The sequence below is a fragment of the Njordella aestuarii genome (genome assembly GCF_056494165.1).
Map to the genome: position 1 here is coordinate 4706905 of NZ_CM151397.1, position 13429 is coordinate 4720333.

The following is a 13429-nucleotide window of genomic DNA, read 5'->3' on the forward strand; positions in this document are numbered from 1 at the left end:
AGGTTCACCTTTTCCAGATTGCCGCATCTAAGCTCAGAATTGCTTGGCATACTGTTGCCAGCGCCGCGACTCTGGCCGGATCATCGTCTTCAACACGCAGTTGCCCCACCTCTAAAAACTCTTTGGCTTGGTCGGGATGCGTTTGGAAGTACGCAAGTTCGTCGTTGTATAGCCGCGTCAGTTCTTTATGTTCTACTTCGTCTGGGCGTCGACTTGTCAGTGTAAAAAACGCAGTTGCAATTGCGGGGCTAATCTCGTTAGAGCTAACCAACAAGTGGGCGGCTAGAACCCTGGAAGCCTCGACATACTGTGGATCGTTGAGCAAAACTAAAGCTTGCAACGGAGTGCTAGTTCGCGCTCGATTGACGACACAGACTTCTCGACTGGAAGCGTCGAAGGTCATCATGTTGGGCAAAGGTGCGGTGCGTTTCCAAACGGAATAGAGCGAGCGACGATACAAGTCAGCACCGCTGGACTGACGATATGCAGGCGACATTTCGTTGGATTCTCTCCACAGATCGCCGCCCGGTTGGTAAGGAAAAACTGGCGCACCGCCAATACTACGATTCAGTAATCCGGACGCGAATAATGCTGAATCGCGAATCTGTTCTGCGCTGAGCCGATATGCCGGACCGCGGCTTAAGAATTCATTCGACTTATCGGGTTCAACACTTTCTTTGTATGCTCGCGAAGATTGTCGGTATGTCGATGAGAGCACGATCTTTCGGCAAACTTGCTTCACATCCCATCCGCTGTTTACAAAATCCCTCGCCAACCAGTCGAGCAATTCTCGATACTCGGGCACATCCCCCTGTCGGCCAAAATTTTCCGGTGTCGAAACCAAACCTGTACCAAAGAAATTTTGCCACAGACGATTGACGGCCACGCGCGACGTCAGTGGATGGTCCGGATCTGTAAGCCAAATGGCAAGCCCTAGACGATCGCGAGGTGCATCCTTTGGAAATGGAGGCTGCAAGGTCTCGAACGTGTCTCTCGTAACTCTCTTGTCTTCCGTTTTGGGCGCATCATATTGCCCCCGAGCCAAAATGAATGCAGGCGGCGTCGGGTTCATTTCCTTCATAATCGGTATCTCAGCGATTGCCTCTTCGGCCATCACCATATTCCAACGCAGTTCGTACAGTTCGCGGTTCAGTTCCGCAACCTCTTCGTCGTACACTTTAACGAAAGATTCAGCCGTATGCTCTACCGACTCTGTAGTTGCAAGTGCTCTGATTTCAGGAGTGGTAAGTTCACGATTAAAATACCGAAAGTCGTCGACCATCCCGTCTGCTAGCCCTCGCGAACGAAAGCGATGACCTATCACAAGTTTGCCACCGTGAGCTTCACCAACGTTGGCACTTTTTAACAGGTCATTGCGAAGAACCTCAACGTCCAAACGTTGGCCGTTGAGAAAAATCGCAAGACCACTTGCGTCTGATGAGCCATCATATGTCGCTGTGACTTGCAACCATTGCTCCGCTAGAATTTTATCTTTAGTACGCACGCCAATCGCATTCCCCGGCCACACACGATACAGTCTTGACTCTAGGAACCCATCGTTGATCGTCAGGTCCCATCCGTTGTAACCAGCGTCTGTACCTTGTGAATGGTGAACCAACACGACTCGATCATTGACTCGTGTCGTTTCAAAGAAAGTCAGTGCGACGCTAAACGGAGTCCATCGGTCAAACTTTCCAACCGAACGCAATGTAATTCCGCGCTCTCCATCTAGTCTCACCGCTTTATTTTCGCCAACAAAGGGCCGTAAACGCGGAAGAGGCGAGTCAATAACTTGAACGCGTGGATTCAGCGGCGCGACGGCACCTGCATCAATTGAATCGTAGTAAACACTTGAAAAAGCTTTCGGATCTAGCTCGTCAAAATCAAGTGCAACACGCATCCCGGGCAGCCATTCGCTTTCTATCGTACGTTCATCGCCAGACCAAGTTCGCAATGCGCGACTCTTCTCTGAAATGGCTTCTCCTAATCTTTGTTCGGCATCACGAACAAGTTGTTTCGCGAGCGCAAGTTGCTCACGTTGACCATCTGTAGGCAGGAGCATCGTAGGAGACGGAACTTTTTCACTGCGATCGTATAAACCGTTTTCGTCGATCGAATTAAAGAAAGCAAAGATTGAATAGTAATCGCGCATAGAGATCGGATCGTACTTATGGTCATGACAACGACTGCACTCGAGCGTCAGCCCAAGCATCGCTGTTCCAAAAGTATGCACACGATCAGCAACGTTCTCCGTTTTCCATTCCTCGAACACTGCACCTCCTTCGTTCGTCAACCGGTGCAACCGATTGAACGCAGTAGCCAAGATCTGATCTTGCGTCGCATCTGGCAGTAAGTCTCCCGCTAGTTGCCACGTTAGAAAATCGTTGTAAGGAAGATTTTCGTTGAGTGCTCGAACAACCCAATCGCGGTATGGCCACTGAGTATTCAATTGATCTGACTGGTAACCATAGCTATCGGCATAGCGAGCTGAATCAAGCCAAGCAACTGCGAAGTGTTCGCCGAAACTTGATGATTCCAGCAGCCGATTTACAACTTTTTCGTAAGCATCTGGCGAACGATCGGCCTCGAAGGCATCAAGCTCCTCTAACGTAGGTGGTAAACCTGTGAGATCAAATGTCACTCTTCTCAACCACTGCCAGCGAGGTGCCTCAGGTGCATAGCTCAGGCCTTGCTCCTGCAGTTTTGCTGCGACAAAAGAGTCGATTTCGTTGCTTGCCCATGGGCCCAATTCAACTTGCGGAATCGTCACTTTGGTTGGCAAAAGTTCAAATGCCCAGTGCCCTGTGTATGTCGCGCCTGCCTGAATCCATCGCCGCAGCACATCAATCTCGCCAACACTCAATTCTAGCTTTGATTCACGCGGCGGCATCACGATCGATGCGTCGGAGGAAATGATCCGATCTATCAACACACTTGCATCAATGTCGCCTGGAACAATAGCAGCGCCAGATCCACTTGGTAACGCAGCTTTCGCATGCGATTCGATATCTAGGCGAAGACCGGAATCATTGGCCCCGGCATCTGGCCCGTGACAAACAAAACAGCGGTCGGACAAAATTGGTAACACATCACGTTCAAAGTCAACAGCACAACCTGTCCTACTTAGGAACATTACAAACAATAGAACAAAAACGTTGTGAACGCCGATTGAAGAACATCGCATGTGCGCAGCTTACGCTAAGGTGGGACAGCAAGTAGTGGGAATACTCGCTTTGGAGGGACCGTATCATTATGACTTGCAACTAGCGCACGGTTCAAGTACTCGCCTTACGATTAGAACACCTTATCTGCCTCTAAAGATAGGCGTAATGGGATTCAACGAGTCCGCGTTGTTTTAATTCGCTCCAGATGGTCGGCGGAAACTTTTTATCAAACGCGGCAAGCTGACTTGAGATTCTTCCTGGTTTGCTGCTACTGAGTGCAACAGAGGAGATACCGGGGTGCGATTTTCCGAATGCTAATCCAAGTTCGAAAGAGCTCAATTGATGTTCGTGACAAAACTCATTGAATGCCGTTCGCCACAGCGCTGCTTTTTGATGCCGTGAATTTTGCAGGTCGACTGGCGTATAGTCTAGAAAGTCGCGTCCCAGCAAAAACCCACCGTGAAAAAGGGCAGAATTGATCACCGTCACCCCATCCGCGTGCAAATCTTGGATGAATAGCGATAGCTCCAAGGGGTGCTCCATGATCGTAAAGCTATTTGCGAACATCACCCAATCGAACTCGCAACTCTCGCTCAGCTCTACAATTATTCGCCAGTTTTTAGCTCCGATCCCAACGCCTAATACCTCGTTTCGCTCCCGAAGTTCCATCAGAGCCTCATATGCCGCCTTTATATGGTCAAGTCGCTGATGGCGATCTCGTTCATCAGTCGCTCTAGCGAGATATTCATCGGGATCGTGTACCGAAACTAGCTGCGCTCGATATGGAGAAAGTAGAGAGTTGCCTTCTCGCCAACACCGCAAGATGCCTTCGTAGCTGATGTCCTGTACGGCATCAAACTTCAGATCATGCCAAACCCCCGGCTCAAACGTTGGTTCGCTCCCAATCAGCGGAACACGTCGCCATGCCAACTTGTTGCTAATGATGACGTCGCTCTCCGCAACGCCTAGTTTAAGCAACTCTCGCCCGATTACTTCAAGCGCAAGGCCAGCACCATATTTGCCCGCCGCGTCAATGACCACTGGCGTAGCAGCTTCTCGCATCCATTCCTTAACAATATTGTGCTTGGCATCATCACTGGGCGTGCAGAACAGATTTCCAAGTGCAGTCGCCCCAAAAATCACCGGCGGTAACTGTATTGGAAGACGTGTAACGCCATGTGCATTCATATGTTTAGAATTAGACCTAGGCCGCGAGTATGGTGATGACATTTGACACCGATGAACATCCGAGCACAACAGATGGGACTAATGGCGTTCCAAAATCCTTGCGGCTCTAAGACTACTGCCACAAATTGAGAATGGCATGATATGCGCATGTCGGGAAAAACTCGGCGACCACGTCTGGATGACCAAGAACATAGATGCATAAAAAAACAGCAGTGCCGCGGGGTCGGCACTGCTGTTTAGTTGCGTCACTCGGTAGAGTTGCAATGAAGTAACGTGAGGTTAACACCTCGACGACGTCAACTCAAGTATTTCACAAAAGCTTTTGCGAAATTCCACCAGCCTTTTTTGATGGTAAAACTGTTCACCGCCATGTTCACTGTCAACTTTGGTCTGCAGAAGGAGTCTAAGGGGCAGTGGGTACAACGCATATTTGAAATATGAATTCATAGCAGTGGACTATCTTGCCTGCGTTGCAAAACGCTTCCCCACTGGTATGCTGTCAATTGGGTTGAAAATCCATTGCTGCATTTTCGCACAGGCAGACAATTATGGCAGATGCTTCCACCAGCCCATCGGGCAAAGAGTTCTCTTTACTGCGTGTCGTTTTAGCTATCATTCCAATCGCGTTGGTTGCGTGGGGTATCTACGCCTACAGCAGTAGGATGGAGAAATCCGCCCAGAACAAATTGGAAAAGACTTCTCTCCGAAAACTGCTTGGGGACCAATACGCTTCGACAACGCTTGCTGGAGCTTACAACGATGAAGACGGCGATCTAATAGCCGACGTTCCCATCAATCCAAATCAATTTATTGAGCCGGACGAAGTCCTCTTTTCCTATATTGCCTCTGGAGATGACGCTTCCAACGATGCAACATGGAAAGAACTCCTAGCTGCCTTGTCAGAGAAATTAGACCGCCCGGTGAATTTGGTACGATTCAAAGACACCGACGAACAGATCGATGCGGTAAGAAATGGTCGGCTGCATATCACTGCGTTCGGTACTGGCGAAGTAGAAGCAGCGGTGAATCAATGCGGGTTCGTACCCGTTGCTTGCTTTGCCGATGCAAGCGGCGAATATCGATACACCATGAAGATTATCACCAGAGCAAACAGTAAGATTGAAAAGCTGGACGACATTCGCGGCAAGCGACTTACCTTCACACGCCCGCGCTCTAACAGTGGCTGCATTGCCGCTCTGGTGCTTTTGATGAAGCAACATAATTTGCAGCCAGATGCTGATTACAACTGGGGCGTTTCGCGCAGCCACGAGAATTCAATTCGCGGTATCGCCAGGGGTGAAGTAGAAGTCGCCGCGGTTGCTAGTGACATTCTCGGGAGGATGATTGCAGATGGCGAAATCAAAGAGAGCAGTTTCCGTACAATTTACGAGTCGGAACCGTATCCACCTGGCGTCATCGGTTTTTCGAACATTCTCTCACCTACGATGGCTGACGCTATTCGTAAAACACTAGAGAATTTCGATTGGGCAGATACTGGTTTGCTGTCGACCTTTGGTTCGGTCGGCACCGATCGATTTGCGATCGTGAATTACAAAGACGATTGGGCACCCGTGCGTGCATTGCAAGCAGATGCGTATGAGATTTTCAGTCGCATCGGTTCCAGCGATTCAGACAAATAGTCGTCAGCCCGCAGCGCGACGGGAATTGTGCGATCTCGCTCTGGAAAAAGTTGTTCCGGTCGATTTTGATGATGCCAGTTGGCTAGACAAGGAACCAACAGCTGAATCCTGTTCAGACAGTTCCCCTAGTCCGCGCTTAATGCACTTACCGAGAAGTAGGCAAAAAAGTGCGGATGCGATGAACCATGCGGCTATCAACATCAAAATGACTGCCATCGAAAAACTCCGTCGATCTACAAGGAGCTTGAAAGCGTGCAAACAAACGCAATGAAGCTTTTTTCATCCTTCGACATTTCTAATGTGACTGCAATAGCAGTAATGTTCACAACATCATTATTTGCGACTCTCGCACGAAAACGCTGGCGCAAACGATAAACTTGACCCGAAAAGTGCCATTTGTGGGCTTTTTATGCGAACGTGCACACGTTTTTCAATGAATGCTGCTTAAGACTCAAGCTGGCCGGCCCGGCTGAATTTGGCGATTTCTGACGCAATAACTTCATCACCCCAAGCACCCGCTCTTAAGCACTACCAGACACCCACGAATCGCATAGCAAATCCGTGAAACTGCGCGTCGCCAATCGTCGGATTGTTCAATGGTGAAAATATAGTCGCGTTCCCAATTTGATCGGGTGCAGTTGCAATGTCTTCTAGCAACAGGCCTTGGTAGCCACTGTAAAGTGATAACGATCGAGTCAGGAACAACGTTCCGCCCAACTGCAGGTCCAGGATCGTTGCGTCACTGTCCCCGCTCACCGTTGTTGATATCGGCGAACCGGACGCGTCAGCAGCGCTGGCGTTGCCGCCAATATTGTCGTTGCAGAACGCATACTTCACAGACCCACTTAGCTGTCCCCAGTTATTTGAGATTGGAGTCGCTTCGATACCGACCTGACCACCGTACAAGCGATTGTTAGTCGACGAGAAATAACCTGTAGTTGTCGAATTGATGACTTCAGTTATGTCAAACCGTTCTTCGAGTCGAAGGTGCCGAAAGCCCGCTATGAACCGCGTTCGTGGAAGCAAACGAACGCCAACATTGAACTCCGTGCTATCCAAATTCGACTCATATTCGAATCTTCCCTCGCCAGAGGGATTTACCGGTATACCGCTGTAAAACACGGGAATCACCTGAGTTGCTCGAACAGATTCATCGTACGACATGTTTCCGCTAGAAAAATAGCGAAAATTCAAATCGATTGCGCGATGATCGCTAAAGAGGTTGTAAAGGTTAACGACACTGTCAAATCCGATTCCTGGATCGCCTCGCATGTCGTCCATATTTAGCAAGGTATTGCCGTCTTGGTCAAAGACGAATGGTTGGCTGTCGGGTGTATTGCGTACGAGCGATACGAAGCCGAGCTCGATTCCTAAGACAGGCTTGAAGCGAATCGGTGTGTTAAGGTCAATTGCTTGAATTGGCCGTGACTGGGCGTACTCAAAATCTGAAGTCACACTCTGCGCAATTGCTTCGCAGCGCAAGATAGCGGTCCAGAGCAAAGCACCAGTGACAATTGCATAGATTCGATTCACTGATTTTGCACCTCCGTATGCAAGTTCTTGCGTCCGAGCGCAACGAGACGACGTCTTAAGCTACTTCGTCATATCTTGCTATCGACATACGCCAGATTCCACCCAAAAACTATATTCGGCAATCAATCTATCTCGCCCTATCCAAAAAGGCCTCACAAGTTACCCAAAACATCCTGTCGTACGTGAAATTTTACCAGCCAGTCGAAACAGAAAGGCCAAGGCGATAGTTCGACCGCTTCACACGGAAACCACGATCAACCGCGGATCCCCCAACTCGGAGAAAGGTATTGCCCAGCAATTACTCTCGTAACATCAGGCCATAACATCTGCCCGTATCATCTGGGCGCTACAGTTTGTAAGCGGAAATCTCGGTGGACGACGAGTTTAATCGACAGCTAACGCTAGACCTCGAAAAAGTTAAGCTTGAAACTTGCAAACCTATTGAGAGCGAAAATCGCCGACATGCGCGATGATGTTTACTTCTTAATTGTAAGCAAAGCGATTCGATGCGACTGCTTGCCTGTGGAATGTCGTTAGCCGACTTGCAGGCGATTTCAGTGAAACTGCTAAGGCTATTAAGTCGTTCTCCTGCTACCGTCATGACGTCTTGAAATAGCGAACCATTCGGAGAGCATAAACATGAAACTATACACCCAACTGATCTTAGCATCGATGCTTCTGGTCCTTCCCGCCTGCGAACAAAATTCAGGTGGCGATCAGGCGAACGGCGTAAAGGACGCTGTTGGTGCCCGCCCCTATGAAGACATTCGTGATGGCGCCGAAGACGCTGGTGACGCCATCCAAGACGCAGGCCAAGATCTAAAAGATGCTGTCAGCGGATCTTAAGCCAGAACGAGTATTACACCTGTGTAAACTTCCTCGAAGGCGAGAAGCAGTCAGCTATTCGCCTTCACAACGTTGACGCGGCGCGATCGTCCAAGCTTCTCTTCTCCGTCTCCGTAAGGGCTGCACCAAGTCCCCAACTATCTAACGCGACAACCACCTTCAGTACTGAGGCGAAGGCGCCGTTAATCTCAAAATGTAGTGTAGCTCTTTGCTACTTGAACTCTTATCAACGCTCGCTTGCATCCTGGGTGGTCAATCTAGAGTGAATAGGGACGCTGAACGAACGCAGTTGGAGCCTGCGGCATTGGCACGGAGCCTCGATCGTCCTCGAAAAATTGACGGCGAGCGGACAAGAATCCCTAGCCATGAAGATAGAAACCGACTTGTTCGTCTGGATGATCGTCTTCCCGTCAGAACGTCTGCTTTTTATGGCAAGTTTTAAGTATTCACGTGACGTGCGCGATTGTACCAAACGGCAAAGGCAGCAGCGAGTATTGCATTGGGCAGCAGGAAGTATGTGGCAGCAAACCAAGGTTCGACATCAATCCACACGAAGTGTTGGTACGTTACAGGATCACCAGCAGCGGGAACGCTCTGCCAGCTGTTTGTGAACCCGAGTGAAACATAAAGCGCGACAGATACTATTCCTGGAAGTGCGATCAGCATTGAGTTCAAAATGACGAATCTGCGCAGCCATCTAGGAAAACGCAGAGATGCGGCAGCAAGATTTGATGGTGGGGTATAGGGATTCAAGACTGGCTATCTAAACTCGGCACTTAGTTTAACGTTGAATCGAGTAACGACCGAGATAATCGAGTCGCAGCGGTTGATATTCTATCGAAGAAAGCCTTTTCAGTCACTCTACGTCCATCAATTTGTAATCCGAGCGATGTCAGGTGACTTTGTGCAATACACGTTGTTCAGGTTGAATAAGTCGAAGAATGGTACCGACCGGCGATTTCGCATCGTGGAGCAGCTTGACAAGCACAGGCACAGCTCGATCCAGATCCGTCACAGTAATCTGAACATCGCAAGATTCAATCTTGCCAGAAATAACGTGCGAGCCGCCGCCGACAATCTCGCCATCGCCAAGTTCGTCGAATATGTCGCACAGAGGTAATTCGTACAACTCCCCTCGTTCAAGCGGCTGCAGACCTGCAGGAATCTCAATGCTAATCATGTTTTGCATTCAAAGGTACTCTTTGTCTGGGTTAGTGGTGTCGTCTTTGCCTGGTTGCAGCCGAACCAACTGGGTTACGCAACGTTCGCATTTTTTGCATTTACTTCGAATGACCTGCGGACGATTCACCCTGAGGCTGGCCGAAACGCTTTTGTTAAAGTCACGCCTAAACAAAAGAGAAAACTTAATAGCCCCAATGCGGTCGACGCAAAAGCTGCTACATAATCTTCCGCACCCCTCCAAGGCGAATATTCAGCACCGATGTAGACGCCAATGAGCGGAAACGCGGAGATGCCAATCAAATGTTTCGGATCGGGGACAATCGTTAATAGGGGCCAAAAGAACAACAGCATGCAAAGTACTAGGAATGGTACTTCTCTTGATTCCGCGTGCGATAGCGCAAAGATTCGGTCTAGCCCAATTGCGATCAGCGCAGGAGCTAATAGAGAAAGAATTATTTTTATGATTTTCACAGTTGAGTTGAGTAAGGCAAAGCAAAGGCAGGGCTGTAGCTTGATTTTGCGAATGAAACGCATCAGCGGGCCTCATGCTAATCAGGACACGAAAGCCGTCGACGCGCTCTGCCGAATGGCATCATCTTTGGAAGAGCGAATACGAGCCCGATTGTGTACACGATGGCGTAAGGACTATTAGATTCGCTATTTGGAAGCAAAACCAGAATAGTCATCGAGGCTTACGCGTGCTACTGCGTTCTCTGGTCTAGGTATTGCCAGCCAATAATCATTGATCGTCGACAATATCGATAGTGGCCTCAGAGATGCATCGCCGACGAACTTGTTTATCCATCCTGAGATAGTTTAACCGAGCGAGCAAGCGAGAATCGCTTAAGTGAGTGAAGTTAAGAAGCAAATTCTCAACATAAGCGACCGAACGATTCGGCAAGACTCGATGATCGCGAAAAAGCTTTTGCAGAGTCCGGTGCACTCAGGACCAGTCAGAGAAAGCGGCTGAAATAGAATTCGCCAGCGATTTGCCGAGTTTTAACGACGATTGCGATGATTTCGCAATGTCGTCAAACTCAACAGAGTGCCCCCGCAAGGACTCGAACCTTGGACCCGATGATTAAGAGTCATCTGCTCTACCAACTGAGCTACAAGGGCAGCAGAACGAGAATATTAGAAAACTCCGCCGTTCTTTGCAACGCCTGCTGACAACTTCCTCATTCACTATTCCCCCAAATCGACCAATTGGTGCCCAAATCCAGTAAATTTCCTACAAGTCGTCCGCCAATTCGCTCTGCTGGCTTCGTAAACACTTCTCGATCTGCAGCAACAGCTTTTCCAATTGAATCGGCTTGGCATGGTATCCTATACAACCCACCTCACGCGCTCTCTCTTCGTCCCCTTCGTGAGTGTGCGCACTCAAGGCAATGATCGGCATATCAATCATGTTCGCCGTCATCTTAATTTGACGTGTCGCTTCTAACCCATCCAAGACAGGCATATTCAAATCCATCAAAATCAAATCCGGATTTTCACTCGTCGCAAAAGCGACGCCTTGTTCTCCATTTTCAGCGACAACAACGTTGTAACCATTCTGCTCCAATCGCCGACACATCAACGTGCTGATGTCGGAGTTGTCTTCAACTAGTAAAATTTTTGGCATAGTCTAACGTTTCGCTTTCGTTCGCATTACCGAATTCCTTACGCAACTTCGGCATTCTAATAGTCAAGAAATTCTCGACTCCACTTTCATCCCGTCTGTAACCAAATCATCTTTTTGTGACTGACTCTGGTTCGCCTGCAGATCATCTACTACCGTATGCAATTGATGCCGCGTCTGTTCCAACGTGGTCGTCAGATACGTAGCGCCACGTTTGCGAAGCCGCACCAGCAACCGATCAAAATTCCGGACCCTGGCAAAGTAGGCCACGATGATCGGCAGGTTCTGATCAATTTCGCGTATCTGCCGCAGCAGAAATTCAGTTTGCAACGTACCTCCCGGAGGTATGATGCCAATCACCACCACATCGGGTCGGTCATCGCGAATTTCTTTTAATAACTGACTTGGCAGCCTCCGCGTCGACGCAACGAGTATGTCAGTCGTCGACGACTGACTGGCATTGGACAACAGTTGCAACAGCGATTCTTCCACGACGTCATGCGAGGGAATGCAAAGTATTCGATAATTAGGTGCGGGCGGTTCATTTTCGTGAACAGTGGATTCTATATGCGATTGATCGTCGGACAATACCTCAGCGTCCTCCGACTCAATCGCTTGCACAACTGTTGAATCCTTCAGTTTTTTGGCCGCAGCCTCATTCTGCTTGCTCGCAAGTTTTTCTGCGATTTTCCACTGCTCGTCCAGTTCATCAATGTGCTGCTTTACAATTTCCTTGATCTCGGTCACTACCTTTTGTTTAGCGTCACTTGATAGTCGATCGTGTTCGTAATCGCGCCGAATTTTTCTGATAGCCGGGAGAAGTAGCTCGTCACCAGCTTCCAAAATCCCTTGGTGCTCGACTTCCGATGCGAACAGCCTCTCCGCTTTCGTCTTATCGCCGGTTAGTAAACGCTGGTAAAATCGTATTGGAGTTGGCAGTGCTGATTCGTCTCCAAATAGAATTGCAAACATATGCAACTGAGGTACATACTTTCCAAAAACCACCAAGCAAACAGTCAGTGGTGTCGAGAGCAACAAGCCGACCGGGCCCCACAACCAACTCCAGAAGACGGCAGCGATGATTATTGCCACGGAAGACAAACCAGTGCTGGAGCCATATACCCACGGTTCGAGCACATTATTGCTCACGAGTTCTAAACAAATGACGAATCCCAAAGTCACGAGGAAAACCGTGTATCCAGGAAAGGCTGCCACCGATACGACTAACGGAAAAGTTGCCCCAATGACAGGCCCAGCGTAGGGTACAAACCGCAGCAGGCCACACAAGAATGCCCATAACACAGGATTGGGAAAACCACCTTCTTGGCCAGAAAACACTCCAATCAGGTACAGGCCAATCCCAACGGTAACGGCGTAACCAAAGTTAAGCATCGACTGCGCGACGATGTATTTGCTGACGCGGTGCGCGGCGTCCTCGAGCGCAGTTGTGGTAACGATATAGTTGCCTGAACTGCTGAAAAGGAACACCACTCGGTCACGTAGATCATCGCGATAAAGCAACAGGAATAATGTAAAGACGACCACCAGTCCGACTGTTCCTAATGGCCCAAGCACTACTCCTAAAGATCCCAACGTGCGACTGATCGGATTACGTGGCTCGGCAACGACTCTGGTGAAGATCGGGTTCTTGGGATCTGAGCCAGGAATTGACCAAAATCCTGCTTCGGCTTCGCTGTCACTGTCGCTCGGTACGCCAGCTTGATCGACCGGCGTGGGACTTCCACTCAAAGGCATGAGTTCTTCCGATTTCGTTGCAATAGCGTTTGTTACGGAATTGACGAACTCCTCAAAGCGATCTCCTAGTCGTGTATTGGAACTCGACAGCGAACGTACTTTTCCTAAAAACTCTGTCTGGTATCTGGGCACCACAGTGGAAAGTTTCTGAAACTCAGTGCCGACAAAAAGCAGCACGGCGGCCAAGCACAAGAAACTGAAAATTCCGGTAGTCAGAACTGCAGCAATGCGATTGACTCCCAGTCGTTCCAATCGCTCACACAATGGTGTTAGTAGAAAGGTAAACAAGATCGCCAACGCCACCGGGATAAACACCTCACGGGCGAAATAAAGCGTCACGGCGATGACGAATGCCGCTAACCAGAAGAGATAGGTTCGATTCTGGCTCGCAAGCGGTGTTCGTTTCGGCATTTCAATCCTGATCATACTTTGCAGAAAAAGTGCCGACAGTTTCGGCCAGTTGCACAATCAAGCATCTTTCGTGCCCGAGAAACTTTACT

General features: G+C 49.2%; 9 protein-coding genes and 1 tRNA gene. 2 read left to right on the plus strand and 8 right to left on the minus strand.

The window, feature by feature from the left end; all coding sequences use genetic code 11:
- Positions 1–4: 4 nt before the first annotated feature.
- Together SH451x_RS18600 and SH451x_RS18605 are read right to left on the minus strand one after the other, a co-directional pair.
- Positions 5–3184, minus strand: a complete 3180-nt coding sequence (locus tag SH451x_RS18600) for a DUF1553 domain-containing protein (RefSeq protein ID WP_479358527.1) — start codon at positions 3182–3184, stop codon at positions 5–7.
- 130 nt (positions 3185–3314) lie between these two features.
- Positions 3315–4394, minus strand: coding sequence for an aldo/keto reductase (locus tag SH451x_RS18605; RefSeq protein WP_479358528.1), 1080 nt, complete (start codon positions 4392–4394; stop codon positions 3315–3317).
- Positions 4395–4900: 506 nt separating this feature from the next.
- On the opposite strand from SH451x_RS18605, the gene phnD reads away from it, so the two are divergent.
- Entirely contained in the window at positions 4901–5992 is a 1092-nt protein-coding gene (gene phnD / locus SH451x_RS18610) for a phosphate/phosphite/phosphonate ABC transporter substrate-binding protein (protein WP_479358529.1), read from the plus strand.
- Between the two features lie 528 nt (positions 5993–6520).
- On the opposite strand, the gene SH451x_RS18615 is transcribed toward phnD, so the two are convergent.
- Positions 6521–7525 carry a BBP7 family outer membrane beta-barrel protein gene (locus tag SH451x_RS18615; RefSeq protein ID WP_479358530.1) on the minus strand — a complete coding sequence of 335 codons (1005 nt, stop codon included), beginning with the start codon at positions 7523–7525 and terminating at the stop codon, positions 6521–6523.
- A 639-nt stretch (positions 7526–8164) separates the two neighbouring features.
- Between SH451x_RS18615 and SH451x_RS18620 the strand changes: the two genes are divergently transcribed.
- Entirely contained in the window at positions 8165–8371 is a 207-nt protein-coding gene (locus SH451x_RS18620; protein WP_479358531.1) for a hypothetical protein, read from the plus strand.
- Between the two features lie 438 nt (positions 8372–8809).
- Here the strand turns inward: SH451x_RS18620 and SH451x_RS18625 are convergent, their stop codons facing one another.
- The 5 genes from SH451x_RS18625 to SH451x_RS18645 form a co-directional block, all read right to left on the minus strand.
- Positions 8810–9037, minus strand: coding sequence for a hypothetical protein (locus tag SH451x_RS18625; RefSeq protein WP_479358532.1), 228 nt, complete (start codon positions 9035–9037; stop codon positions 8810–8812).
- A 226-nt stretch (positions 9038–9263) separates the two neighbouring features.
- Positions 9264–9560, minus strand: a complete 297-nt coding sequence (locus SH451x_RS18630) for a hypothetical protein (RefSeq protein WP_479358533.1) — start codon at positions 9558–9560, stop codon at positions 9264–9266.
- Between the two features lie 1039 nt (positions 9561–10599).
- Positions 10600–10672: transfer RNA gene (locus tag SH451x_RS18635), tRNA-Lys, on the minus strand.
- 112 nt (positions 10673–10784) lie between these two features.
- Positions 10785–11177 carry a response regulator gene (locus SH451x_RS18640; protein ID WP_479358534.1) on the minus strand — a complete coding sequence of 131 codons (393 nt, stop codon included), beginning with the start codon at positions 11175–11177 and terminating at the stop codon, positions 10785–10787.
- Positions 11178–11240: 63 nt separating this feature from the next.
- Positions 11241–13340, minus strand: coding sequence for an AI-2E family transporter (locus tag SH451x_RS18645; RefSeq protein WP_479358535.1), 2100 nt, complete (start codon positions 13338–13340; stop codon positions 11241–11243).
- Positions 13341–13429: the final 89 nt, after the last annotated feature.